Genomic DNA, 23,647 nt, shown 5'->3' with positions numbered 1-23,647 from the left:
TTATTGAGCGCGTCGTTTCTTACGCTGACCGATGATGACGATGACGATTAAGATGATGACGAGACTGATGGCGACCGTTTTCCAAATATCGTCCGTTCCGAAAGACTGACCGAAAATCGAGTCTTCTTCATCGAAGACACCGGTCTTTTCCTCACCCGGCAAAATGAATAACGGTGTGACCGTCTCTTCAATCTGTTTGATGTTTTGGTCAAACGCTTTGCGGTCACTTGCTTTTTTACCGACTCCGAACAATCCGGGGTTTCCAAGAGCAGCAAGCGAATCATCAAATGCAGTATACAAGGAATCACTTGTCTTTGCACCCTCGCTTTCCTTAACATAAGGGGCGAGGACGTCATATGTGCCGCGTGCCTTCGCGAGCAACAATTTCGCTTGGCCAAAGTCATCGAATTGTTCCTGTGCGAAATGCAGACGGCGTTCGATATTTTGACGTAAAGCGACGCGATACGCCTGTTTGGCTGCTGCTGCATCTTGGTCTGCCAAAGCGGAATCAATTTTTTCCTTCGCTTCCGGGAAGTAGAGCGTGAATTCTTTATCGTAAGCGTCAATCGTCTCCCGCGCTAATGTGTAATCTTTTTGGTCGAGTTGTTCTTCAAACTGTTTATAGGCTTCCGCGAACGCCTCTTTTCCCGGATCCCCGTAGCTGTAGGCAGATGCCGACAGCGGCGCAGTCAACAGGATTAAGAAGGCAATCATGGTCAATACAAGCGGTTTTTTCATCCAAGATGCTCCTTTCGTTCAAAACGTTCTTCAGCGGATAAGCGGACGACGGGGCGACGCCATTCCCGATAAATCGCAGGTAAGACACGCTGGACATAATTCAAACGGATAAAGGACTTACCGGCTTCGCGCACACGGTAACGAATCGGAACTTCGTGCAACCGGAAGCCTTTCCGGACAAGGTTCAGTGTCAGGACTTGAGCGTAGTTGTAGTCGTGGATGATTTCTGCATGGTTACACGCTGCACGGGAAAAGGCCCGCATCCCGCTTTGTCCGTCATAAATCCGCTGTTTCAGCAACAGACACTGTAACCAGGTGAAAACATGATTTCCAATATAGCGGTACAGGCGCATCCCGTCAACGGTCCCTAAGAAACGGGAACCGAACACATAGTCCGCTTCACCCGCGAGGATCGGTCGGACGACATCCGGAATCTGGTCAGCCGGATATTCATTGTCCGCATCGATCATGACCGCGACGCTTGCCCCATGCTCGTAAGACCGGAGCAGTCCTTCGCGGACAGCCGCACCGAGTCCCTGGTTGTCGGAAAAGCGATAGACGTGTGCGCCGTGGCGCCGTGCAATGTCCGAGGTCGCATCCGTCGAACCGTCATCAATGACGATGGTCTCGACGGGAAGCCCGTCAATTTCAGCCGGAATGCGTTTTAAGACAAGCGGCAAGGAGACTTCTTCGTTATGGGCCGGAAGAAAGACGACGATTTTTTTCATGAGGATTCCTCCTTAAAGGCTTCCGTCAGTAAGACACCGCGGCTGTCGTGCGGGATAGCAGCACCAAGCAACTTCGAGACGGTCGGTCCGAGCGACAGGATATGCCGGTGTGTATCAACTTTCAGACCGGAATGGACGTGTTTGCCGTACATCCAGAACGGGACGAACCGTTCCCCTTCATCCAGATGACCGTGACCGCCGATTCCGTCGGCTTGTCCGTGATCCGCCATGACGATCAGTGTGGCATCGTCGAGCTTACCAAGCCGGTCCAGGTCGTCACAAAACTCAGCCAACAAGGCATCCGCCTCTTCGATTTTTTGGACATATTCGGAATAAAGGGTGCCGCGGCTGTGACCGGTCTGATCGGTCCCGATCAGCTGAATCGCCAGTAAATCCGGATCTTCGTCCCGGACGATCTGTTTGGCGCGGTCGATGATGTTCCGGTCGGCGACATCATTATGCATGACGGCTGTCACGGTATGCACGTCTTTAGAACCGAACGCATCGACGAGATGGGCGATACCGAGAATCTTACCGGTCTTGCCGACGTCACGCAGTCGATCGAAGACCGTGTCTGTTTTGACACCGGTCGTGTTCCAGACCATGTTCGAATGGATCCCGTGTTCTTCCGGTCGTGCGCCTGTGAACATCGAGCTGAAGCAGACGACGGTCCGGGCCGGATAGACCGTCTCCATGTTCGTATACTCCGTTCCTTCCTGGCGCAATCGCTCAAGGAAAGGAGTGTCTGCTGCCATATAACGATCTTTCCGCATGCCGTCGACAATCAGGACATAAACTTTCGACGAAGCGGGAACCGGTGCATCGACGGTCGACTCCGTCGGTAATTTCGGTTTCCAATCAAACAGATAATGATGCAGGATCCAGGCGAACAGGAACAGTCCGAGCGGGAACCAAAGATAAGACCAGTCAAGCGTCTGTTCGATTGAAGCCGTTTGCCAATAGGCAAGCAACAATCCGACTTTCGGCAGTTGTTCCTGGGCGTTTCCGCTTGTTGAGTCACTGTTCTTTAGAACGAGCTTCCAAAACCGGGTGAAATTCAACCAGTCGGTCCCGATCCGGAGATGATAATAAATCGTTCCCCAGAAAAAGACGGTAAAGAAGAAGTAGAGACCGGCGCCGTACGCGAATAGCGGGAGCAGACGGGAATCCGTTCCTTCTATAAATAGCCAGACAATCAAAGGCAGCCAAAGATAGTTCCGTAAAAATAACGGGAAATCAAACTTCCAATATAAAACGAGCAGCGGCAGTGTCACGAGGAAACCGAAGCCGGCACCGCTGAGTGAACCTTGAACTAAAAGCGTGTAGCTCAGGAAAACACCCAGTGTAAAAATCGGTGTGAAGGGTTTACCTTCATTCAGTAAGTTCCATATCCGTGCGGCAACTTTTTCAAAGCGGGAAGCACTTTTCATGCAGGTCATCCTTTCGTGTTGTGCTTCTTGAACTGGGAAAACAGTAATTGAACCGTCTTAAAATGACGGATGAGTACATAAACCGGCGCTAAAAACGCAAACGCGTATTTAAAGAGATGGGTCATCAAGGCAAGCTCATACGGGTTCGGAACACCCGACAGGTGCAGGACGGTTCCCATGGCAAGTTCATACGTCCCGAGCCCGCCCGGTGTGAATTGGGCGATGCCGGACAGGACCCCAGCGCTCATCGCGACGAGAATGACGGGAAAAGGAACGGTCACTTCGGCGCCTTCGAAAAGACAAGCGACGGCAACGGCTTCAAAAATCCAGGCGAGCAGACCGTATCCGATTAATGCCGGCATCGCTTGGATGAATCTGCGAACGAGCAGTAAGAGGACGAGACCTCCTGAGAGTGCCAAGGCAGCGACCCAAACGGTTTGTCCTAATAATACCCCGGCCGCCACGAAAAGACCGAGTACGGATAGGTCGATCCCGCGTTGTGCGACCAAAATGGCGGTCGTCCGTTTGAGAGGACTGCCAATGGCACGGGCTGTCAACAAGCGGACCGCTTCCCCAAGCTTGACGGGGGACAGATGATTAACAGCCAGTCCGATATAGAGACTCGTCAGATAGACAGCTGTCGGAGCCGTTTTTTCATCGGCTGTCCGCCAGGCAATCGCCCGGACATAAAAAGCAAGTGCGTAGCTGAACGTTGCGGCCAGCGTCCAGTAAGAAGTCGTCAATGTTTTGATATAGCGCCAGGCAGTCGGCAGTTCCAAGCCGAATCGCAGAAGTAAAAAAAGAGCTGCCAACGTCAAGAAGACGCTCGCAACTCCACGGATCACCGACGTTCGAGATGCCATGTGATCATCCGTTCGATTCCATCAGCGAGCGTAAAGGAAGGAACGTAACCAAACGTCTGCCGGGCCGCCTCGGTATTACTCCAAGTCATTGAGACATCGCCTGGTCGGGCCGGTGCCGAAATGACAGGTACGTTAAACCGTTCGCCGAGTAACGTGGCGATATCATGAACCGATTCCGGACGATTGGCACCGAGATTGAAGAGGCCTGTCGCGTTTGCTTCAAGCGCCTGTTCCATGCCCCGGGTAATGTCATCGATATAGGTGAAGTCACGGACCGGATCGCCGAAAACGGTAATCGCTTGACCGTCCAGCGCTTGTTCAATGAAGCGGAACAATGCCATATCCGGTCGACCGGACGGACCATATACCGTGAAAAATCGGAAGATCGTCATGTTCAGGTCATACAGATTTTGATAGGTCCGGCAAAACGTTTCCGCACTGTACTTAGCTGCTGCGTAAGGACTCATCACATTTCCCGTCGCTTGATGTTCAAGCAAGGCGCCGGTCTGTTCACCGTAAACGGAAGAGGAGGAAGCAAAAAACACATGCGGAATACCGTGGGTCCGAGCTGTTTCGAGGACAGTCACCGTCATCGCGATGTCATCTTCGATGTAGCGATGGGGTTCAGTTAAAGAGCCCGGGACACCCGGCAATGCTGCCAAATGAAACAGGGCAGCAAACGAGTGGGAGGCACACCACGTTGCCAAATCTTCGTGGACGTTGCCGTCAAAGACGTCAATCCCGTTAGCCTGTAACTGCTTTGCCCGTGTCAGCTTCAATTCGACATCATAATAGTCGGTAAAAGCATCGATGACATAGACGGTGTGACCGCTTGCTTGAAGACGTAGTGCAAGCGCCGCCCCGATAAAGCCGGCTCCTCCTGTAATTCCGATTTGCATAGCGCATTCCTCCGATTTTAAACGATTAGTTGAGCGGCTCTAACGCGTCAGTGATTTGATCACCTGTTTCTTCTGCCTTCAGATCACCTTTTTCGACAAGAGCATACCAGGCACTCGCATCTGCCAAAACTGTTTGTGCTGTTTCTTTGCCTAAACGATTTTCGAGTGTCGGTTTCATGGCAATGACGAACATGTTAGCTTCCATCGCTTCGACGCGTGCTGTATCAATATCTTTTTTCTCGAGTGCTTCTTGTGTTTCTTCGTGGTAGCCGTCAATCTTTTCCGTTAGTGCTTTGGCGAACAAGCTCTCGATTTCTTTGAACTTAACGTCTGCCGGTTTTGTTTTTGAGAAATCATAGCGTTCTTTTAATATAGCGACGGCTTCTTCATCGCCGCCGGCAAGTGATTCTTCGATGGCCAGCAGGAATCCGTATCCTTCAGCTTGTTCCATCTGCAATTCTTTTTCGTCTGTGCCGGCTTTGACACCGTCTTCGATTTTTTGAGCGTATCCGAGAGCGGCGAGATAGAACGACCGGTAAATCGATTTATCCGTCAATTGTTTCGCAACATTAAAATCGGCGATGTTTTTTGCCGTAATCGCTTCTTCCTGCGCTGTCAATCCGGAGTTGATGGCTTGAGCGATCGAGTCTTCGTTTTTAAAGCCGTAACTGGCATCCCGTTTTTCAGCCGTCGGAATGAAGACTGTCTCTGACATGTCTTGAATGTCGTTGAGTGCAGCTGTCGCTTCGTCCGTTTTTCCGGCCTTAACGGCTTCTTCCGCTGTTGCTTGTGTTGATTTTTGAAGTTTATAGAAATAAGACTGAATGCCTTTATCCACGAGTTGGCGGGCAATATTCTCATCAAGTTCTTTGGATTCGACACCTGCTAATGCGGAACTGATGACTTCATCAATTTCAGGAGCAGCTGTCGTGACGCCGCCTTTTAATTTTGAGTCATAGCTCGTCTGAACCATTTTCCAGTCAATCGCTTGATTTTCTTTTGCTTTATCGAGCTCCGCTTTGATGGAACTGAAGATCGTCAGTTCATCTTTTAAGGTCGTAGCGGCGATACCGGCGTTTGTTTTCGTCTCAGATGTTTGCTCCGTTTTTTCTTTTTTAGGAGCCGTCGTCGTCTCTTCGCTGTTTCCACAGGCCGCAAGCAGTCCTGCAGTCATAAAGAGTGATGCTACTTTTAAGCTTTTTTTCATAATCTATTCCCCCAGAATAAGATGATTGTGTTAAAAATGATGTCGTTTTCACAAATCTAACTATAGCGAGAATAATTCTCATTGTCAATTGAACCTGAAAATGAAAAAATGGCTCCCGAGTTGTCTCGAGAGCCATTTTTAAGCGATATTTTACTGAACTTGGTCATACAATTTCGTAAGATAAGCAAATACTTCGTCGGAAGCTTGGAACATCATGACAGAGTGTCCGAAGATTGCTGCCGGATTAAAGCCGTGATCGAGGTCAATCGTTGAAGCAATCGTGACATCACGGTCGCTGTCGAGGACAACACGGAAGTATTTGAATTCTTGGTTAAAGTCATTGATCGCATTTAAGATTGGGAGATCTTCGACACCGTCTGGCACGTGTGTGATTGTACGGGCGAATAACTCGACATCCGTCGCCGTTTTGCTGAAGACGATCATCATCATCGGTTCTGCGCCTGATGGTGTTTTTTCTTGCGTCATAAAGAAAACGTGTGTCTCGTTTTCACGTGCTTCCATCGGGATGCCTTTTTCGACTAAGAATGCTTGGAACTCTTCCAGATATTGTTGTTGCACAGTCGTTACCCCGTTTTCATTTGTTTCGGGCTGACTGTTTTGGTTGATCGGTGTGACTTTGTTATCGTTCGTGTCTTTCGAGTTACGATCCTGGTCCATTTTAAAATCCCCCTTATAAATACTGTAATCTCAGTTTCAAGCATTTTAGATGGAATTGCAACTAATGTCCGTTATCATCGAAGGAACAATTTTAATCTGAAGTTCCGACAAGTTTGTGAATCAACGAACAGATAACTTGAAAAGATATACCTGAATGGGTATATTGGTACACATAGAACATTGGAGATCATTGGAGGAGGAAACCGGAATGAAAACGATCATTGTAGGTGGAGTAGCTGGTGGAGCAACTGCGGCGGCGCGATTACGTCGATTGGACGAAACAGCAGAAATCATTCTTTTAGAACGTGGAAAAGAAATTTCTTTTGCAAACTGTGGACTTCCGTACTATATCGGAGACGTCATTAAAGACCGGAATAAATTGCTGGTTCAAACTCCGGAAGGGATGAACGCACGCTTCAATCTGGACGTCCGGAATTTATCGGAAGCGATCCGGATCAACCGCGAGCAAAAAACGGTGACGATTTGTAAAGTGGATACGGGAGAAGAGTATGACGAAACGTACGATCAGTTGATTTTGTCACCCGGCGCAAAACCGATCCGTCCAGGCATTCCGGGGTTAGCGGAAGCAACAAATGTCTTTACGTTACGGAACATTCCGGATACCGATAAGATGCGTCAGTATGTCGACGAAGCGCGTCCGGCACATGCGACGGTCATCGGCGGCGGATTCATCGGTCTTGAAATGGCGGAAAACTTAGTCGAACGCGGAGCACGCGTGACGTTGATCGAGATGTCGGATCAAGTCATGGCACCGGTCGATCCGGAAATGGCAGCCATCGTTCATGAACACTTACGGGCGAAAGGCGTCGAGTTGATTTTAGCGGACGGTGTGTCACGCTTTGAAGAAGCGGGGAACCGTGTGGTCTTGACGAGCGGAAAAACGATTCAGACAGAAATGAACATCTTATCCATCGGGGTCATGCCGGAAAGCAACTTGGCTTCGGAAGCTGGACTGAAGCTCGGCATCAAACAAACGATTCAAGTCGATGAGACGTTGCGGACATCTGATCCTTCCATCTTTGCGATTGGTGATGCGATCGAAGTCAAAGACTATATTACGGGGGAACCGGTTCATGTCCCGCTGGCTTGGCCGGCAAACCGTCAAGGACGTCTCGTCGCCGACATCATTGCCGGACGAGATGTCCGTTACACGGGGACACTCGGAACAGCAGTCGCAAAAGTGTTTGATTTGACGGTTGCTGCAACCGGAAACAATGAAAAACGTCTCCGTCAGTCAGGACGCCGTTATGAAGCGATTCACCTGCACCCCGGTTCACATGCCGGCTATTATCCGGGAGCGAGTCCGATTTCGATGAAACTGTTATTTGATCCGGTGGATGGAACGATTCTCGGAGCACAGGCGATTGGGATGACAGGTGTCGAAAAACGAATCGACGTTTTGGCAACGGCGATTAAAGGTGGACTGACAGTACTTGATCTTCCGGATCTTGAATTGTCGTATGCGCCTCCTTATAGTTCAGCAAAAGATCCGGTCAATATGGCAGGTTACATTGCCTCGAATATCGTACTCGGAGACAGCGAAAACGTTCATTGGCATGAGATTGACCAAATTGTCGCGGACGGCGGATTATTGCTCGATGTTCGCGAACCTTCGGAAAATGAACTCGGTTCGATTCCGGGATCAGTCAACATCTCATTACCGACGTTACGTCAATCGCTTGACGAATTGCCGAAAAATCAGACGATTTACGTGACGTGCCAGGTCGGACTCCGTGGATATGTCGCGAGTCAATTGCTGAAACAGAACGGATTTACCGTCAAAAATTTGAGCGGCGGTTATAAGACGTGGGCGACGGTCAACCGTGACCGCGAAGCGAGAAGTCAAGTACAGGAGGAAACAGCTGTGACGACGATAAAAAGTGAGCCGAAACAAGTGGCGAAAGAACAGATTACGTTACTCGATACATGCGGTTTACAGTGCCCGGGACCGATTTTGGAGCTGAAAACGAAAATTGATCAATTACAGGACGGGGATCAAGTCTTTATTAAAGCATCCGATCCCGGTTTCCTGCCGGATGTTCAAGCGTGGGCAAAAAAATTGGGGCATACCGTCCACACGGCGGAAATGAATAAAGGCATCGTTGAAGTCCTCCTTGAAAAAGGGAATGCTACGAACCAACCGGTATCATCAGTCGCCACAACTGCCGATGATGCGACGATGGTCGTATTCAGCGGCGATCTTGATAAAGCACTTGCATCATTCGTCATTGCGCAAGGGGCACAGGCGATGGGGAAACAAGTGACGATGTTCTTTACGTTCTGGGGACTCAATGTCATCCGTAAACCGGATGCACCTGCCGTCGACAAGGCACCGATGGAACGGATGATGGGAATGATGATGCCGAAACATGCCGGTGATCTCCCACTTTCGAACATGAATATGGGTGGAGCCGGTCAAAAAATGATGAAAAAAGTCATGAAGGATAAACAGGTCGATGCTCTAGAGACGATGATGGCGAAGGCTCAAGCAGCCGGTGTCCGGATGATTGCCTGCACGATGTCGATGGATATCATGGGGATTAAAAAAGAAGAGTTACTCGACGATATCGATTACGGCGGTGTCGCAAGTTATCTTGGAGCGACAGATGGTTCGAACCTGAATCTGTTTATCTGAGGCAATTCAATTACCGAGGGACTGACCCAAACGTCAGTCTCTTTTTTTGTGTGAAATCTAACATTCGATGTGAGGTTTGAGTTGTGAAACTCAAATCATATGGGTTATCGGGTATTAAAATGAATTTGATTTTCTAAAATTATTTTCGTATCATAGAACACATGTGAAAAAAGGTTACATGATTGAGGCTTACATAAGGAGGAATACCTGTGGAAAAACAACTGATGGATTTAATCGGTAGTATTAATGACTTGTTATGGTCGAGTGTCTTGATCATCTTGTTGGTTGGTCTGGGAATTTATTTTACAATTCGAATGGGGTTCGTCCAGTTTCGGATGATTCCGGAAATGTTGCGGCTGTTGTTCCAAGGAACGGATAAAGGGAAAGATGGTGTGTCGCCGTTCCAAGCCTTCGCCATCAGTACAGCGGCACGGGTCGGGACCGGCAATATCGCCGGCGTCGCGACAGCCATTGCGCTCGGTGGACCGGGTGCTGTCTTTTGGATGTGGTTGATTGCCTTAATCGGTTCCGCTTCAGCATTCGTCGAGAGTACGCTCGCTCAGATTTATAAAGTACGTGACGAAAAAGCTTGGCGTGGCGGTCCTGCATATTACATGGAAAAAGCGCTCGGACAACGCTGGCTTGGCGTCGTTTTCAGTATCTTGATTACCATCTCGTTTGGATTCGTCTTCAACTCAGTCCAGTCCAATACGATTTCATTATCGCTTCAAAGTCAGTATGGGGTAGATAAAACGTGGATTACAGTTGGACTTGTCCTGTTAACGGCACTCGTAATCTTCGGCGGTGTCCGGAGTATTGCGACGGTGTCAGCCTTCCTCGTCCCGATTATGGCAGGCGGATACATCTTGATTGCTCTCTACATCATGGTGACGAACTTAGAGGTGTTACCGAACGTATTCGGTCTGATTTTCCAGGAAGGATTACTCGAATTCAAAACACTTGCCGGTGGAGCAATCGGAGCAGCGGTCTTAAACGGAATTCGTCGTGGTCTTTTCTCAAATGAAGCCGGTATGGGTTCAGCGCCGAATGCTGCTGCGACGGCAGAAGTGTCCCATCCTGTCAAACAAGGGTTGATTCAATCGTTTGCGGTTTTTGTGGATACACTGCTCGTCTGTTCTTCGACAGCAATGATTGTTCTAGTCAGTGGTGTTGCGACGCAGGATGCGAGTGGAGCACCGGTCGCCGGAATCGATTTGGCGCAAGGGGCACTCGCTTCTCAGGTCGGTCCATTGGCTACTGCATTTATGGCGCTTGCGATTTTCTTGTTTGCCTTCAGTTCGATTGTCGGAAATTATTATTACGGTGAATCGAATATCAGTTTCATCAATGACAATAAAAAAATCATGATGGTGTATCGTGTCATCGTCCTCGGCATGGTTGTGTTTGGTTCGCTCGTTCAAACGGCGGGACTTGTCTGGGCGCTCGCGGACATCTTCATGGGCTTGATGGCAATCGTTAACTTGTATGCAATTTTCCGCTTATCCAAAATTGCGAAGCTGGCACTCGATGATTATTTAGTACAACGTAAAAATGGTCAGGATCCCCGTTTCCATAAAGATTCGATTCCGAATCTTCCGGGGAAAGAAACGCTCGAGGCGTGGCAGGATGAAGACCGGAAAGAAAAAGCCATTTAATATGAGAAGGATCAGAGTCATCTGGTCCTTTTTTTATTGGTAGAGATTTTGATAATCGTCATTAAAGCGATGTGAAAATGGGAATACTAAAAAAAAACGACCGGAAAGGAGGGGGAGGATGGAAAACGTACATTATGTTCGAGTCGCGGATGCCGTTTGGGATTCGTTTGGAGATGATCCCCACATCATCATGGACTGGATTTTGTTTATCCATGAAACACAACCCGATCATGAGCAATTATTCGCACTCGAAGAGACGACCCCACTGTATCAGTTGATGAGCCAAATCGATATCTTCATTGACCAGGAAACCCACTATAATTTGGGACGGGCGATTGTCGGGGAAGAACTAATCGTCAATGAGGAGCATGCGGCAATCGTCGGCATCCTTCCCTTACCGCTACTCATCATTTCGTCGGAGGTCATGCGTAATTTTGATCGACGGGCACTGGAAGTGATTTATCAGGAGGCCGGCCGGCAAGGTGATTTCGATGAGGTTTGGGAACAATTCGGGAATCTACGCGCCTATTTTCACCAGGCGGAAGAAGCGCAGGATACGATTCTCGTCTATTATGTATAGGGCTTTCCTTGTACAACTCCATTATATAAGGACATAGAAAAAGAGAGGGGGATGTGACATCCGCCTCTCTTTCCTGTATGTGTAAAGTCAATGCTTAAAAGTCGATTTCGTCTGGATCCGGTCCGAGACGAACATCCGTTGCCAAACGATCAATCTTCTCGAGATCATCTGCGTCCAGTTGGAAGTCAAAGACGTCAAAGTTTTCCGCAATGCGTTCAGGTGTGACCGATTTCGGAAGCGCGACAATACCGTTATCCAAATGCCAGCGCAAGACGACTTGTGAAGGAGATTTACCGTGTTTTTCTGCAATTTCCTTGAAGTCATTGATTTCGAGGAATTTCCCTTGCATGAGCGGGCTCCACGCTTCAACTTGAATGCTATGGTCCTGTAAATATTCATGCAGTTCGTGTTGCGGAAGTTGCGGATGAAGTTCGACCTGATTGATCATCGGTGTCATTAATCCTTCTTCAGCAAGTGTATCGAGGTGATGTTCTTTGAAGTTCGACACGCCGATGGCTTTAATTTTCCCGGCTTCGTAAAGCTCAACCATCGCTTTCCACGCTTCGATATATCCTTCAACCGGCCAGTGGATCAGATAGAGATCAAGGTAATCGGTCTCGAGACGTTCAAGTGACTCGGCGAAAGCTTCCTTAGTGCGTCCGGCACGAATATCATCGTTCCATACTTTAGACGTTAAGAAGAGATCTTCACGGTTCACGCCGCTTTCTTTAATTCCTTTGGCGACACCACGTTCGTTTTTGTAAACGGCAGCCGTATCAATATGACGGTAACCGACACGAATGGCTTCTGCGACGGCAGCCGGTGCTTCCGTCTCTTCGTCGACTTGCCAGACACCGAATCCGATTTGTGGAATTGTGACACCATTTGAAAGTTTTGCGTATTGCATGTGTATACTCCTCCTTTAATGAAACGAGAATATGGAATTGCTCGTTTAGTTTAGCATGAACAAGCAAGAACGTCCGTTTCAACGCTCAAGGGAGGAAAAAGCCGGTTAGAAAGCGAAAAGAGGAGGGTAAATCTATAAAGGAAACGAGGTGTATTTTATGAAACGATCTGTTAAAAACGTACCAAAAGGTGTTTGGGCCGGCCTTGCAGCCCTGTTAGGGACACAAGCGACATGTTTGTTCCTTGGTGCACGGAAGACAGGACGAAATCCGTGGGTCTGGGGAGGCGCAGGACTGATTCAGTTCCCGCTTCCGGCGATTGCGTATTTCATTCTCAACCGCCAAGACCAGAAAAAATAAGTCAAAACAAGACCTATCGCAAAAGCGACGGGTCTTGTATTTTTTACGAAACATTTTTTTTACGCACATCAGCTGTTTTTCGACGCGGGAAGCCGAAGACGATGGCAAGAGATCCGCAAACGAAAAGCAGGAACGGATAAAACAGATAGGGAATCAGTTCCGGGGAAGCCGTTTTCGTTAATTCCGCTGCAATCAGCAACTGGGCTCCGTACGGGATGATTCCTTGGATACCGCACGAGAAGATATCGAGGATACTGGCGGATTTCTTCCGATCAATATCATACGTATCGGCGATTTCCGCAGCGAGTGGTCCGGCGACAAGAATCGAAATCGTATTGTTCGCTGTCGCAAGATTCGTTGCACTGACGAGTGCCGCCATACTGAATTCCGCGCCGCGGCGTTGTGAGATTTTCCGCGTCAGGGTTTCTTTCAGATAAGCAATCCCGCCGTTAAAGGTGATCAGGCTGACGAGTCCGCCCATTAATAACGTCAAGATCGAAATTTCTGCCATCCCCATCAATCCTTCAGACATCGACAGGACGAAGCCGCTTAAGCCGAAGCTTCCGTCCATCATACCGATGATACCCGTCAAAACGGTTCCGCCGACTAAGACGAGGATGACGTTGACACCAAACAAGGCGAGGACGATGACAGACAGATACGGAATCAATTTATAAAACTCAAACGCTTTTGCTTCGACGACGTCTCCTGTACCTGAGACGAAAGCCAAGATGATGACCGTCAGGATTGCTGCCGGCAAGACGATCATGAAGTTGGTTCTGAATTTGTCGCGCATATTGGTTTTTTGCGTCCGGACTGCTGCGATCGTTGTATCGGAAATGAATGACAGGTTATCACCGAACATTGCACCGCCGACGACAGCTGCCGCGGCAATCGCAACATTGACACCTGTTGCTTCATGAATTCCGAGAGCAATCGGGGCAAGTGCGGCAATCGTACCGGTCGAAGTCCCCATCGCCATCGAGATGAAAGCAGCGATGATAAACAATCCACTCATTAAAAGAGAAGGCGGTAAAAATGTCAGCGACGCGTTGACGGTCGCTTCGATGGCGCCAATCGCATCGGCCGTTCCGGAAAAGGCACCGGCAAGTAAGAAAATAAAGACCATGATCATGATGTCCGGATTTCCGGCACCCGTTGCAATCCGTTCCACGGTTTGATTGATGCTGCCTTTCGTTGTGACCGCCGCAAAAATCAAGGCAATCAAAGCCGCAATCAGAATCGGGAATTTGTAGAAATCATCGTAAAAAATACCGGCACCGATAAAAAGAACTAAAAAGACAAGTAACGGTAGAAGTGCCCATTTGTTCGGTATAATCGTCTCGTTCATAAAACCACTCCTTTTCTACAAGTACAAAAAAAGACTCCTTCGCAAGAAAGAAGGAGGTCTTTACTGAAAAAGACGCTCTTCTTATCTCTCAAGCCGCAGCTTGCTGGATTTGGCACAGTACGATTTAATCGTCCGCTGCCGAAACATCATCGGGCCAGTCCCTCCGTCTCTCGCGATAAAAAGAAGTCATTTGATTGTCTGAAATACGTTTTCTACCGTAACGTATCTTTTACTGCATGTCAACACTACTTCACTGAAGTGCTTGTTTGAGCGTCGTCACATTTTCATTCATCAAGTCAAAATACGAGGCATTCTGCTGTTCTTTCGTGACGGACTCCAGGTTGTGGATCGTAATCGCTTCGGCTCCGATTTCCTGTTGGATGACGCGGGCGACTTTAGGAGAAACCGTCTCCTCGAAAGCGATATACTTCAAGTCATGCAATTTGGCTTCTTTGACGAGAGCGGCCAGTTGCTTTTGGGAAGGCTCGTCCGACGGAGAGATGCCGGCAATCGGCAATTGCGAGAAACCGTATCGTTCGGCTAAATATCCGTAAGCGGCATGCGTGACGAGCAATTCTTTTTTCGAGCCCTTATCGACAGCCTGTTGCAGATTTTGATCGAGCTCATCTGCCTGCGTATCAAATTCAGCCAGGTTTTTTTCAAACGTCGCTTTTTTATCCGGTACTTCTTTTGCCAGTGCCGTCGAAATCGATTGGGCCATCATTTTGGCATTGTTCGGATCGAGCCAGACATGGGGATCGTATTTGCCGTGATCATGTTCTTCTTCCGCGTGTTCGTCAGCATGATCATCGTGTCCTTCATGTTCGTGAAGCGTGGCGTTGGCTTCGAGTAAGTCGATTCCTGTGCTTGTCTCGACAAAACGGACATCGTTGCCTTTCAGACTGGCTTTGATTTTTTTCGAATACGGTTCAAGCGTCGTACCGGTTAAGAGGAACAGATCGCCTTGTGCGATTTCTGTCAGTTGTTTAGACGTCGGCTCGTACGAGTGCGGATCGGCACCGGGAGGGACAATCATCTTGACGTCGATATCTGTTCCGCCAATTTCCTTGGCGATTGCCGCAGTAGCGAATGTCGATGTATACACCCGAAGCTTTTGATCGGTCGCATCTTGATTGGATTCGGAAGAACCGCAGGCAGCAAGAAAAGCAGCGCTGGCAAAGGCGACCGTGAAAGCTGAAAGTAATTTTTTCATATGAATAAACCCTCCAAAAATTATTAAAACGTAATTATTCCGATTTGAACCTTTTCACTATAACGAATCCAAAACGAAGCGTCAAGTATAAGTCGGGGAAGACGTTCGGCTTCTAAATAAATCGGGTAGATGACTAATAAGAGATCAGAAATCGAGAGTAAGCTTTGGAGGTGATGAGGTGAAACGGGAAACTGCTTGGCTGATGGGAGGGGCGGCAATTTTAACGACAGCCGCAGCCGGAGCGAGCATCTGGAACAACTATGGTGCTTTATTACGATGGACGGAACCGGCGCTTCCACTGTCGGAAGTCCAACTCGCACCCCGGACGATTTTGTTTAAAACCGTTAATCAGAAAGAACTAAAGTTGGATTTATATTATCCGCCGGGTGATGGTCCTTTCCCGGTCGCGATTTATGCGCACGGGGGAGCCTTCGTCAGAGGGAACCGGGATGACGTCTTTTGTTTTACGCCAATCGTCGAGCGTTTCCTGGAACTCGGCATCGCCGTTTGCAGTATCGATTATCGCTTGTTTGAGGACGGCAGTTATTTTCCGGATAATCTGGAAGACGTTCGGGATGCACTTTGTTTCTTAAATCAGGAAGCCGACGATTTACGGATTATGCGGGGACGCATGGTGTTGTGGGGAGACTCAGCCGGTGCCGCGTTAATGCTGACGACGGCACTTGCCCCGATGGAATTCATCGGCGAACAAACAGCCGAATGCCTCCCGTTGATCAGTGGTGTCATTGCCCTGTATCCTCCGACGAACTTCCTCCTGTTCAAGTTCATTCAAACGTGGATTGCCAATATTAAGTTTTACGGAGGAGGGCGGGACGAGTGGCGGGAACTCATGACACGTGTTTCGCCGGTAACACATTTGACAGCAGACTCACCACCGATCATGTTGTTGCACGGAAAAAAAGATCCGATTGTCCCATTTACGCAAGCGCTCCACTTCGTTGAAAAGGGAGCCGATGTCGGAGCCGACGTCCGGCTGTTTTCCTTCCCGAACGGCACGCATTCCCTGGCGAGCTTTACCCAGACCGAAAATCCGTTGAAAATCGAGCGGTTACTGGAACGGATTGAGACGTTTAGTTGTCAGGTCCTGGCGTTGCCGCCCCGGGAGACCCTTCACTAAAAAAGAAAACATGATACAATCAGTCATATTTCTTTTGAAGGAGACAGTAAAATGACAGAAATTTGTTTAGTGCGTCATGGTCAAACGGATTGGAATTTAAACGAGCGGATTCAAGGACGAGAAGATATTCCGCTCAATGAGACAGGGCGATGGCAGGCTGGAATGAGCGCAGCTTACCTGGCGGAAGAAAAATGGGACGTCTTGATTTCAAGCCCCTTATCGCGGGCAGTCGAGACGGCAGAAATCATCGGACGTTCAATCGGGCTGGATGTAACGGAGACGGATGAACGGTTGGTCGAACGGGAGTTTGGATTGGCATCAGGACAGCCCGTCGCCGGAATCTATGAAGCAGTCCAAGCGAATGATACGGAACGTGTACCGGGACTTGAAACCGAACAGGAAATTCAGCAGCGGGTGTTTTCGGCAATTGAAGAATTGACAGAAAAATATCGGGGACAACGCCTGTTGATCGTCTGTCACTCGCATACGATCAAAGCGGCATTATCCTCGATTGATGATAGCTTCAGTTACCGGACACCGCTTAAGAATGCATGTGCGAACTATATTCGTTTCTCCGACCGGTATGAGATTGACCGGATCAATGTCGCGGATCATATCGTAGATCAAACGATACGTCCTTAAGAGATGGTTGGATTTTCGTGGAGGTACTGTTTAAACGTTTCTTTCGCGATACTCGTAATATGTGCGCCGCGTTTTGAACGCCGGTCTTTGTATTCCTGAATCAAGGCTTCACCGGTGAAATGATCCTCGACGACTTCGCGTAAGATCGATTCCGACAAGTCATTTTTCATCATGACCATCTTTCCTTTGAACAGGTACGATACCCCTTCACTTAAGGGAGTCGATTCAAGCGGCGTCACAATCATCGCAGCCGGATCATTATCAGGTCGGGAAATCGTAATTTCAATCAAGGCCCGTAAATTTTTATTGAATAACTCGTCGATGATCGGTTGATCATTTTCCAGGACGACAATTTCAGCGACCCACTGTGCCGTCTGATCCGTGCTGACAGTCAATCCATCTTTGATCGTAACGGGAATCGTCGTATCCCGGCCGGATTCATCCATTAAAATACGTAAGGTGCACAATTTAAAGGTTTTCAAGAAAACGCCTCCTTGTTGAATGAACAACAGATTTTCTTCAGTATACCGTGACCGGGCAAACGGTGGGAAAGTTTTAGAGAGGATTTTTTAGTGAACTATGTTTAAATGGAAGTAGAAATTAGAAACAGGAGGACCGTTCATTATGCCGCAAGCACTGATAGGAGTATTAGGAATCATTGGCATCATCTTACTTGCCCATTACATCATCTCGTATTGGCATGCTGAACCAACAGACCGTCCGACACTTGCTTATCGTATAGCGCTCCTGATTGCCTGTTTGCTTCTCATCAGTGGAAGCGACCACTTAATCAGTATTTTTTATGCGGATTCCTTGGCAGAGTTCGGTCAACGGATTACGTATATCGTCTTCATCGGAGGTGCGCTTGGTTTCGCTTGGTACTTTCGTCAACAAATGGAACAAGCGGCAATCCAAATGACAGTTACACCAAATGAAACAGCCCACTTCAGCTGAAGTAGGCTGTTTTTATGTTCAATTGTTTATTTTAGACCGCTCGCAGTCCGTGTGTCGCGAATCATATCCAGTTTCAGTTTCCAGAGACGGTCGCTGAAGGTGATGGCATAGACTTCCGGCAGACGGAGGCGTTTGTATTCTTCCCATAGACGACCGATCTGCTGTTCATGGAAATGGCGGCTTTCTTCGATGGTCGGGACCGTGTATACCAGTTCTCCGTCAACGAAAATCGGCGTCAGCAAACGTTCGACGTTAAAGTTCTCGATCCGGTTGCGGAATGACGGATCACGGACGTCGATTAAGTCGATTGCCTCCAGATCAGTCGGATCTTCATCCAGTAACGTCACGTAATCACCTTTGAATTTATTCGTGACGCGGTCGACAATCCGGTACACTTCTTTGATGTGTGGTGTCGTCGTCTTCGCTTTTGAGGACGAGACTTTGATGACCGGAATGAGTTCGCCGTCGACTTCACGTGCGACCAGCTTATAGACCATACCGAGTGCAGGTTGTTCGTATGCTGTGATACCGCGTGTTCCGACGAGGAACGTATTCGCCTGTGCCCCTTGAATCCGTAAATCCTGGATGACGTATTCATCGAGATCACCGGATAAGACGATGTCGACATCCGGGAAGCCGGCTTCATCGAGCATTGTCCGTGCCCGTTTCGATAAGTAGGATAAATCGCCGGAATCAATCCGGATACCGCGCAATTTATGTCCTTTTGCTTCGAGTTCCTTCGCGACGATGATCGCGTTCGGCAAACCGCTTTTCAGCGTGTCGTACGTATCGACGAGTAATGTCGCTTGATCCGGATAGTAGGCAGCAAACGTCCGGAACGCCGTTAATTCATCATCATGGAATTGAATATCGGCATGCTCCATCGTTCCGCCGCACGGAATACCGAAGTCTCGTCCGGCAGAAGCAAGGCTCGTGACATCAAAACCGGCTAAGTACGACGCGCGGGTTCCGAAGTAAGCAGCATCGATGCCTTGGGCACGACGCGCACCGGCTTCGAGGAATTTTGCACCGGGTGCCGATTGACGGATCCGCGCATATTTCGTAGCGATCAGGGATTCGTGGTTAGCGATATTCAAAATCGCCGTCTGCAATAATTTTGCTTCGAAAATCCGGGCTTCGATCCGGACAAGTGGTTCGTTCGGGAAAACGATTTCGCCTTCTTTGACGCTTGAGATGGAACCGGAGAATTTAAAGTTGCGCAATTCCTCTTTGAACTCGTCCGGGAAACCGATCATTTTTTGGAGATACGTAATGTCCTCTTCTGTAAAACGGAGGGTCTGAACATATTCGATGATATTTTCGAGCCCGGCGAAGACGACATAACCCCCTTCGAACGGGTTTGACCGATAGTAGACGTCAAAGACAGCGCGTTCATTATGACGTCCTTCCTGCCAATAAATATACATCCACCGTGGCAGATAAAGATCAGTATGAAGTGCAAGATTACGTTGTAACATGAAGACAGATCCCTTCTTATTCGCCGACGACATCTGCGCCGATCGATTGTTTGAAATGCGTAAGTGCCCAGTCATGGCCGGCCGCGTTAAAACTTGCGACGGCGTCGGCATGGACGACGATTTTATATCCCAGATTGTAGGCATCGACCGCTGTGTGCAGGACGCAGATATCCGTACAGACACCGACGAGATGAACTTCGTGAATCGAACGTTCCCGTAACCGTAAATCAAGATCCGTTCCGGCAAAAGCACTGTACCGTGTTTTATCGATGACATGATCTGCGACACGTGCCATCTCAGCTACTTGTCCGAAAAGATCTCTGCCATGAGTACCACGGATGTTGTGGGGTGGGAAGAGGACGGTTTCCGGATGGAAGGTGTCTCCTTCTTCGTGAATATCGTTTGCGATGACGACATAATCCTCTGATGAGAACTCATCCATCAGTGAAGCGATGCGTCCTTCAATGGCCTGTCCTGGTTTTCCGCACGTCAACTTTCCTTCATCGGCTACAAAATCAACCGTATAATCAATCACGATAAGCGCACGCATGAGCGTCTGCCCCTTTCTTTTTTGGGAGATAGTGTTCTCCTTCACATTGTACTCTATCTGTGCCAGAAGACAAAAGGAAGAAATCCATCGGCGAGAGGTATAAGAAACCGGAAAAGTAGGGTATAAGGTATAGGACGAAAATAATGGTGGAGGAGGAAAATGGCATGAAAAGGTTGAATGAGTATGAAGTGGAAGAACGTCTGGAAGGACTGGCGGAATGGCGTGTCGTCGATGACGAAATCGTCCGTGTCTATACATTGGATTCATTCCCGGCAGCACTTGATTTTGTACAGGAGGTTGGTTCGATAGCGGAACATCTCAACCATCATCCGAGAATCATCATTGACTATAAGAACGTTACGCTTGCTGCGACGACCCACGATTCAGGCGGTCTGACTAGCAAAGACTTCGAACTCGCGGAGGCCTGTGATGCCATCTAAACTTTCCATAACATTCGGTAGCGGCAGTTTTGTTGATCAAATTCGATCGCGTGATCCTCAGATTCGAGCAGCAAGTGGAAGCGGTGAGGCTCTTTTGTTTATTGAAACAGAAGGGAAGTCCCCGTTTCAAAGCGGCAACACATATACATTACTCGAAACACGCGGTAATTTTGATGAACAAGGCAGTTTATTTTATTGGTCGATTCCGGCAGATCAAAACAGCGGCGATTTATTTGTCCATCATGTCATGTCGGATCCAAAAGTACTGGGTGCGGAATACGACAGTTTCAAAGCCGTTCGGATCGCCCGCGTCGAGCGCGGAACAGATTTGGTCCTGTTGATTCAGTTCAACAATGACACGGATGCTTCGCGTTATGCGAAATCAGTTGAACGACTGACCGTCGACCAGTATGCTGAAGAGGCAGGGAAGTCTTTTTCGCCTTCTCCGGTCATGAAACGGTATCAGCTTTTACCACCACTTTAAGAAACAGTTAAATTAGTCTAGGGGGAAAAACAGATGAAAAAGAATTACTTTTTAGTAGCAACACTTGGCGGAGCACTCGTAGGTGCCACATTATCCATGCTTCATAAAGATACACGTCAATCGCAACTGACTGCGGTCAAACGCACATTTGGCGGAGCGGGAACACAACTTTCAGCTGTCAAACAGGATCCGAAAGGCCGTTTTGAAGAACTTCGCGCTTTATATACAGATAACCAAGAAACGATTCACAACTTGATCGATGATATCAAAGATCTTGCGGAATCATTACGTAAATAAGCGAATAGGGAAAGCGAGCCTGTCTGAATTTCGAAAATCGGAATTCAGACAGGCTCGCTTTTTTGTTCTTTTTTAAATGAATCGAGCCAGCAGACCAAACACAGCAAAGGCGACGATGACATAAAAGATGATCCGTCCGAGTTGTCCGGAACCGCTCGTATGAATGATACGACCGCCTGATGCAGGACGCCTTCCGCTATTGAATGGTCGTGTAAACGGTACGGTGCCTTTTCCGAAAATGAAGCCGGCAAGGAATCCGAGCACGAAACCATATAAATGACCGAAGACAGAGACATTTGAACCGAGTAATGTGAAGATTGCTGTGATGGCACTAAAGATATAAACGAGACGTGCATCATCGGCTGAGATGACGGTCCGTTTGAAACGGCCGAGGTAGACGTAAAAACCGAGCAATCCTAAAATAGCACCCGATGCCCCGGCTTGACCATAAAGCGGTTCATTGATTTTCGTGAAATACGTCAAGACGTTCGCGAGCGTACCGACTAAAAGATAGAAGGAAGCAAACTTCGCGTGACCAATCATCCGCTCTAGCGCAGGTGCAAAAATGATCAGGGCAAACGTGTTGAAGGCGATATGCCAAAAATCATAATGCAGGAACGTCGCCGTCACGACACGCCACCATTCCCCGTTCCCGATGAACAAGTTGATGGCTGCCCCGTAATTGAGCGGCGAAAAGCCAAAGTTGAAAAAGACGTTTAACTGTTCGATGACAAACAGGACAACTTGGATTAAAATGAACAACGAAACGACCGGATAAGAACGTGTGAACGTTTGTAGGTTTTCCGTTCGACTAAACATGACAACACCTCGCTTCCTCTTCATTCTATATGAAGATGGCGAAGAATAGAACTGTGGAGGCGTCAGGAATGATTTTTGGAATAGGACTCGATCTCGTAGAACTGGAACAAATTCGCCGAACGCTCGAGCGTCAACCGCGTATCGTTAAACGGATTTTGACGGCAGAAGAACAAAAACGGTTTCATACGTTATCCGACGGGCGTAAGCTTGAGTATCTCGCAGGACGGTTCGCTGCCAAAGAAGCGTTTGTCAAAGCGTTTGGAACCGGCATCGGTGCCGAAGTATCCTGGCTCGATCTCGAAGTGTTGAATGAAGCCTCGGGACGCCCGGTCATGACAGGACCGTTTGAAGGGACGATTCATCTCTCGATTACCCATTCCGACCATTATGCGGCTGCACAAGTCTTATTAGAAAAGAGGAGTTCAGATGTATCGACCAACTTGGATAGAAATTGATCGCGACGCAATCGCCCACAATGTACGTGAAATCAAGGCCAGAATCGGTCATCAAACGATGATGGCCGTCGTAAAGGCGGATGGATACGGACATGGTGCCGTGACGGTCGCGGAAATCGCTTTGGCAAACGGGGCAGATTTGCTGGCCGTCGCCTTGCTTGAAGAAGCAATCGAGTTACGGGAAGCGGGGATTCAGGCGCCGATTTTAATGCTCGAAACGCTTTTGCCGGAACACGCACCGATCGCCTCGAACTATGATGTTGCCGTGCCTGTTTTTTCAGCAGACTGGTTGCGGGAAGCGAAACAGCATTTAACGGACGTCGATCATTTACGACTCCATATTAAAGTCGACAGCGGAATGGGACGTCTTGGACTCCAGACACTGGAAGAGTTGGATGCCGTCTTAAAAGAGCTGGACTCGGATGTGATGGAGCTCGAAGGCATTTATACGCATTTCGCGACGGCTGATGAATTGAACAGCCGGTTGTTTGACGAACAACAGACCGTTTTTCTGCGTTTCGTCGAACGTGTGCCCGGCATTCGGTATATCCATGCGGCCAACTCGGCCGGCGCCATCCGTTTAATTGGACAGGACCCGTTTAATGTCGTCCGGATTGGGATTGCGTTATACGGAGCAATGCCGTCAGATGAAATGATTCCATTTTACGAATTTTTACGACCGGCTTTTTCACTAAAAAGTCGTCTGATGCAGATCAAACAGGTTGAACCCGGTCAAACGATCAGTTACGGTGCGACGTATACGGCTCCGACGGATGAGTGGATCGGAACGGTCCCGATTGGATACGCCGATGGCTGGTCTCGTAAATTCCAAGGATACTCATTGCTTGTCGACGGTTATCCGTGTGAAATCGTCGGACGGGTCTGTATGGACCGGTTAATGATCCGCTTACCGCACGACTATCCACTCGGAACAGAAGTCACATTGATCGGGCAAGGGGTACCGATTGATGAGGCCGCTCACTGGTTAGGGACGATCAACTACGAAGTACTGTGTCAGTTTTCGAAGCGTGTCCCGCGTATCTAGTTTTTGAAAAGACATCAATATGATGGTAAAAAAATGTTATTTGTTTGAATTTTGATTGTATTTTCTGAATTTGACTGATATA

The 23,647-nt window shown here is 48.4% G+C and carries 26 protein-coding genes and 1 riboswitch; of the genes, 12 read left to right on the top strand and 14 right to left on the bottom strand.

Annotated elements, in window-relative coordinates:
* The 7 genes from AC3IRK_RS14655 to AC3IRK_RS14625 all read right to left on the bottom strand — a co-directional run bounded on the left by AC3IRK_RS14655 (nucleotide 1) and on the right by AC3IRK_RS14625 (nucleotide 6,543).
* The gene (locus AC3IRK_RS14655) at nucleotides 1–738 is read right to left on the bottom strand and encodes a hypothetical protein (protein WP_131973476.1); all 738 of its coding nucleotides are present in this window, start codon (nucleotides 736–738) and stop codon (nucleotides 1–3) included.
* Entirely contained in the window at nucleotides 735–1,466 is a 732-nt protein-coding gene (locus tag AC3IRK_RS14650) for a glycosyltransferase family 2 protein (protein ID WP_214855356.1), read from the bottom strand. The genes AC3IRK_RS14655 and AC3IRK_RS14650 overlap by 4 nt, the downstream gene beginning before the upstream one ends.
* Nucleotides 1,463–2,896: an alkaline phosphatase family protein gene (locus AC3IRK_RS14645; protein ID WP_489170164.1), complete on the bottom strand. Its 1,434-nt coding sequence runs from the start codon at nucleotides 2,894–2,896 to the stop codon at nucleotides 1,463–1,465. Before AC3IRK_RS14645 ends, AC3IRK_RS14650 begins: the two co-directional genes overlap by 4 nt.
* 5 nt (nucleotides 2,897–2,901) lie before the next feature.
* Nucleotides 2,902–3,759: a lysylphosphatidylglycerol synthase domain-containing protein gene (locus AC3IRK_RS14640; RefSeq protein WP_489170163.1), complete on the bottom strand. Its 858-nt coding sequence runs from the start codon at nucleotides 3,757–3,759 to the stop codon at nucleotides 2,902–2,904.
* Nucleotides 3,738–4,658: an NAD-dependent epimerase/dehydratase family protein gene (locus tag AC3IRK_RS14635; RefSeq protein WP_489170162.1), complete on the bottom strand. Its 921-nt coding sequence runs from the start codon at nucleotides 4,656–4,658 to the stop codon at nucleotides 3,738–3,740. Before AC3IRK_RS14635 ends, AC3IRK_RS14640 begins: the two co-directional genes overlap by 22 nt.
* Nucleotides 4,659–4,683: 25 nt before the next feature.
* Entirely contained in the window at nucleotides 4,684–5,865 is a 1,182-nt protein-coding gene (locus AC3IRK_RS14630) for a hypothetical protein (RefSeq protein WP_489170161.1), read from the bottom strand.
* A 150-nt stretch (nucleotides 5,866–6,015) separates the two neighbouring features.
* Nucleotides 6,016–6,543, bottom strand: coding sequence for a type III secretion system chaperone family protein (locus AC3IRK_RS14625; RefSeq protein WP_489170160.1), 528 nt, complete (start codon nucleotides 6,541–6,543; stop codon nucleotides 6,016–6,018).
* A 208-nt stretch (nucleotides 6,544–6,751) separates the two neighbouring features.
* Between AC3IRK_RS14625 and AC3IRK_RS14620 the strand changes: the two genes are divergently transcribed.
* The 3 genes from AC3IRK_RS14620 to AC3IRK_RS14610 all read left to right on the top strand — a co-directional run bounded on the left by AC3IRK_RS14620 (nucleotide 6,752) and on the right by AC3IRK_RS14610 (nucleotide 11,434).
* Complete coding sequence (locus tag AC3IRK_RS14620; protein WP_489170159.1) at nucleotides 6,752–9,199, top strand: CoA-disulfide reductase; 2,448 nt, start codon at nucleotides 6,752–6,754, stop codon at nucleotides 9,197–9,199.
* Nucleotides 9,200–9,408: 209 nt separating this feature from the next.
* Complete coding sequence (locus tag AC3IRK_RS14615; protein ID WP_131503455.1) at nucleotides 9,409–10,854, top strand: alanine/glycine:cation symporter family protein; 1,446 nt, start codon at nucleotides 9,409–9,411, stop codon at nucleotides 10,852–10,854.
* A 118-nt stretch (nucleotides 10,855–10,972) separates the two neighbouring features.
* The gene (locus AC3IRK_RS14610) at nucleotides 10,973–11,434 is read left to right on the top strand and encodes a hypothetical protein (protein WP_489170158.1); all 462 of its coding nucleotides are present in this window, start codon (nucleotides 10,973–10,975) and stop codon (nucleotides 11,432–11,434) included.
* Nucleotides 11,435–11,528: 94 nt separating this feature from the next.
* Here AC3IRK_RS14610 and AC3IRK_RS14605 read toward each other — a convergent pair whose 3' ends face one another.
* The gene (locus AC3IRK_RS14605; protein WP_026831792.1) at nucleotides 11,529–12,341 is read right to left on the bottom strand and encodes an aldo/keto reductase; all 813 of its coding nucleotides are present in this window, start codon (nucleotides 12,339–12,341) and stop codon (nucleotides 11,529–11,531) included.
* A gap of 157 nt (nucleotides 12,342–12,498) precedes the next feature.
* Here AC3IRK_RS14605 and AC3IRK_RS14600 point away from each other — a divergent pair, with 157 nt between their 5' ends.
* The gene (locus tag AC3IRK_RS14600; protein WP_131503453.1) at nucleotides 12,499–12,699 is read left to right on the top strand and encodes a hypothetical protein; all 201 of its coding nucleotides are present in this window, start codon (nucleotides 12,499–12,501) and stop codon (nucleotides 12,697–12,699) included.
* Nucleotides 12,700–12,742: 43 nt separating this feature from the next.
* On the opposite strand, the gene AC3IRK_RS14595 is transcribed toward AC3IRK_RS14600, so the two are convergent.
* Both AC3IRK_RS14595 and AC3IRK_RS14590 read right to left on the bottom strand, forming a co-directional pair.
* The gene (locus AC3IRK_RS14595) at nucleotides 12,743–14,050 is read right to left on the bottom strand and encodes a Na+/H+ antiporter NhaC family protein (protein ID WP_131503452.1); all 1,308 of its coding nucleotides are present in this window, start codon (nucleotides 14,048–14,050) and stop codon (nucleotides 12,743–12,745) included.
* Nucleotides 14,051–14,128: 78 nt separating this feature from the next.
* Nucleotides 14,129–14,232, bottom strand: a riboswitch (SAM riboswitch).
* Nucleotides 14,233–14,300: 68 nt separating this feature from the next.
* Nucleotides 14,301–15,263, bottom strand: a complete 963-nt coding sequence (locus AC3IRK_RS14590; RefSeq protein ID WP_131503451.1) for a metal ABC transporter solute-binding protein, Zn/Mn family — start codon at nucleotides 15,261–15,263, stop codon at nucleotides 14,301–14,303.
* Between the two features lie 178 nt (nucleotides 15,264–15,441).
* On the opposite strand from AC3IRK_RS14590, the gene AC3IRK_RS14585 reads away from it, so the two are divergent.
* On the top strand, nucleotides 15,442–16,401 hold the full coding sequence (locus AC3IRK_RS14585; protein WP_489170157.1) for an alpha/beta hydrolase fold domain-containing protein: 960 nt from the start codon (nucleotides 15,442–15,444) through the stop codon (nucleotides 16,399–16,401).
* Nucleotides 16,402–16,452: 51 nt separating this feature from the next.
* Nucleotides 16,453–17,043 (top strand): histidine phosphatase family protein, encoded by a 591-nt coding sequence (locus AC3IRK_RS14580; protein ID WP_131503449.1) that lies wholly within the window; start codon nucleotides 16,453–16,455, stop codon nucleotides 17,041–17,043.
* Here the strand turns inward: AC3IRK_RS14580 and AC3IRK_RS14575 are convergent.
* Entirely contained in the window at nucleotides 17,040–17,525 is a 486-nt protein-coding gene (locus AC3IRK_RS14575; protein ID WP_131503448.1) for a YwpF family protein, read from the bottom strand. The two genes, AC3IRK_RS14580 and AC3IRK_RS14575, sit on opposite strands and share 4 nt — an antisense overlap.
* Before the next feature lie 142 nt (nucleotides 17,526–17,667).
* Between AC3IRK_RS14575 and AC3IRK_RS14570 the strand changes: the two genes are divergently transcribed.
* Nucleotides 17,668–17,997 carry a hypothetical protein gene (locus AC3IRK_RS14570; protein WP_114596592.1) on the top strand — a complete coding sequence of 110 codons (330 nt, stop codon included), beginning with the start codon at nucleotides 17,668–17,670 and terminating at the stop codon, nucleotides 17,995–17,997.
* A gap of 26 nt (nucleotides 17,998–18,023) precedes the next feature.
* Here the strand turns inward: AC3IRK_RS14570 and AC3IRK_RS14565 are convergent, their stop codons facing one another.
* Entirely contained in the window at nucleotides 18,024–19,475 is a 1,452-nt protein-coding gene (locus tag AC3IRK_RS14565) for a nicotinate phosphoribosyltransferase (RefSeq protein WP_131503447.1), read from the bottom strand.
* 16 nt (nucleotides 19,476–19,491) lie between these two features.
* Nucleotides 19,492–20,025 (bottom strand): cysteine hydrolase family protein, encoded by a 534-nt coding sequence (locus AC3IRK_RS14560; protein ID WP_131503446.1) that lies wholly within the window; start codon nucleotides 20,023–20,025, stop codon nucleotides 19,492–19,494.
* Nucleotides 20,026–20,189: 164 nt separating this feature from the next.
* On the opposite strand from AC3IRK_RS14560, the gene AC3IRK_RS14555 reads away from it, so the two are divergent.
* From AC3IRK_RS14555 to AC3IRK_RS14545, 3 genes are read left to right on the top strand one after another with little or no spacing between them, the layout of a single operon-like run.
* The gene (locus AC3IRK_RS14555; protein WP_026827240.1) at nucleotides 20,190–20,465 is read left to right on the top strand and encodes a 4a-hydroxytetrahydrobiopterin dehydratase; all 276 of its coding nucleotides are present in this window, start codon (nucleotides 20,190–20,192) and stop codon (nucleotides 20,463–20,465) included.
* Nucleotides 20,455–20,949: a hypothetical protein gene (locus AC3IRK_RS14550; RefSeq protein ID WP_131503445.1), complete on the top strand. Its 495-nt coding sequence runs from the start codon at nucleotides 20,455–20,457 to the stop codon at nucleotides 20,947–20,949. The genes AC3IRK_RS14555 and AC3IRK_RS14550 overlap by 11 nt, the downstream gene beginning before the upstream one ends.
* A 33-nt stretch (nucleotides 20,950–20,982) precedes the next feature.
* A complete protein-coding gene (locus tag AC3IRK_RS14545; RefSeq protein WP_489170156.1) occupies nucleotides 20,983–21,246 on the top strand; it encodes a hypothetical protein in 264 nt (87 codons plus the stop codon).
* 72 nt (nucleotides 21,247–21,318) lie between these two features.
* Here the strand turns inward: AC3IRK_RS14545 and AC3IRK_RS14540 are convergent, their stop codons facing one another.
* On the bottom strand, nucleotides 21,319–22,065 hold the full coding sequence (locus tag AC3IRK_RS14540; protein WP_131503444.1) for a rhomboid family intramembrane serine protease: 747 nt from the start codon (nucleotides 22,063–22,065) through the stop codon (nucleotides 21,319–21,321).
* A gap of 68 nt (nucleotides 22,066–22,133) precedes the next feature.
* Between AC3IRK_RS14540 and acpS the strand changes: the two genes are divergently transcribed.
* Together acpS and alr are read left to right on the top strand one after the other, a co-directional pair.
* On the top strand, nucleotides 22,134–22,520 hold the full coding sequence (gene acpS, locus AC3IRK_RS14535; protein WP_131503443.1) for a holo-ACP synthase: 387 nt from the start codon (nucleotides 22,134–22,136) through the stop codon (nucleotides 22,518–22,520).
* Nucleotides 22,492–23,565, top strand: a complete 1,074-nt coding sequence (gene alr / locus AC3IRK_RS14530; protein WP_489170155.1) for an alanine racemase — start codon at nucleotides 22,492–22,494, stop codon at nucleotides 23,563–23,565. The genes acpS and alr overlap by 29 nt, the downstream gene beginning before the upstream one ends.
* Nucleotides 23,566–23,647: the final 82 nt, after the last annotated feature.

This window comes from Exiguobacterium sp. GL_137 (assembly GCF_057834585.1).
Note: the sequence above shows the minus strand (reverse complement) of the source record. Positions and strands in the feature narration are given on the sequence as shown.

Coding starts and splice junctions, on each gene's coding strand:
- AC3IRK_RS14635 (WP_489170162.1), bottom strand. CDS start 4,658: ATGCAAATCGGAATTACAGGAGGAGCCGGCTTTATCGGGGCGGCGCTT.
- acpS (WP_131503443.1), top strand. CDS start 22,134: ATGATTTTTGGAATAGGACTCGATCTCGTAGAACTGGAACAAATTCGC.
- AC3IRK_RS14620 (WP_489170159.1), top strand. CDS start 6,752: ATGAAAACGATCATTGTAGGTGGAGTAGCTGGTGGAGCAACTGCGGCG.
- AC3IRK_RS14610 (WP_489170158.1), top strand. CDS start 10,973: ATGGAAAACGTACATTATGTTCGAGTCGCGGATGCCGTTTGGGATTCG.
- AC3IRK_RS14630 (WP_489170161.1), bottom strand. CDS start 5,865: ATGAAAAAAAGCTTAAAAGTAGCATCACTCTTTATGACTGCAGGACTG.
- AC3IRK_RS14600 (WP_131503453.1), top strand. CDS start 12,499: ATGAAACGATCTGTTAAAAACGTACCAAAAGGTGTTTGGGCCGGCCTT.
- alr (WP_489170155.1), top strand. CDS start 22,492: ATGTATCGACCAACTTGGATAGAAATTGATCGCGACGCAATCGCCCAC.
- AC3IRK_RS14595 (WP_131503452.1), bottom strand. CDS start 14,050: ATGAACGAGACGATTATACCGAACAAATGGGCACTTCTACCGTTACTT.
- AC3IRK_RS14565 (WP_131503447.1), bottom strand. CDS start 19,475: ATGTTACAACGTAATCTTGCACTTCATACTGATCTTTATCTGCCACGG.
- AC3IRK_RS14555 (WP_026827240.1), top strand. CDS start 20,190: ATGAAAAGGTTGAATGAGTATGAAGTGGAAGAACGTCTGGAAGGACTG.
- AC3IRK_RS14590 (WP_131503451.1), bottom strand. CDS start 15,263: ATGAAAAAATTACTTTCAGCTTTCACGGTCGCCTTTGCCAGCGCTGCT.
- AC3IRK_RS14650 (WP_214855356.1), bottom strand. CDS start 1,466: ATGAAAAAAATCGTCGTCTTTCTTCCGGCCCATAACGAAGAAGTCTCC.
- AC3IRK_RS14570 (WP_114596592.1), top strand. CDS start 17,668: ATGCCGCAAGCACTGATAGGAGTATTAGGAATCATTGGCATCATCTTA.
- AC3IRK_RS14625 (WP_489170160.1), bottom strand. CDS start 6,543: ATGGACCAGGATCGTAACTCGAAAGACACGAACGATAACAAAGTCACA.
- AC3IRK_RS14645 (WP_489170164.1), bottom strand. CDS start 2,896: ATGAAAAGTGCTTCCCGCTTTGAAAAAGTTGCCGCACGGATATGGAAC.
- AC3IRK_RS14640 (WP_489170163.1), bottom strand. CDS start 3,759: ATGGCATCTCGAACGTCGGTGATCCGTGGAGTTGCGAGCGTCTTCTTG.
- AC3IRK_RS14560 (WP_131503446.1), bottom strand. CDS start 20,025: ATGCGTGCGCTTATCGTGATTGATTATACGGTTGATTTTGTAGCCGAT.
- AC3IRK_RS14550 (WP_131503445.1), top strand. CDS start 20,455: ATGCCATCTAAACTTTCCATAACATTCGGTAGCGGCAGTTTTGTTGAT.
- AC3IRK_RS14580 (WP_131503449.1), top strand. CDS start 16,453: ATGACAGAAATTTGTTTAGTGCGTCATGGTCAAACGGATTGGAATTTA.
- AC3IRK_RS14540 (WP_131503444.1), bottom strand. CDS start 22,065: ATGTTTAGTCGAACGGAAAACCTACAAACGTTCACACGTTCTTATCCG.
- AC3IRK_RS14655 (WP_131973476.1), bottom strand. CDS start 738: ATGAAAAAACCGCTTGTATTGACCATGATTGCCTTCTTAATCCTGTTG.
- AC3IRK_RS14605 (WP_026831792.1), bottom strand. CDS start 12,341: ATGCAATACGCAAAACTTTCAAATGGTGTCACAATTCCACAAATCGGA.
- AC3IRK_RS14545 (WP_489170156.1), top strand. CDS start 20,983: ATGAAAAAGAATTACTTTTTAGTAGCAACACTTGGCGGAGCACTCGTA.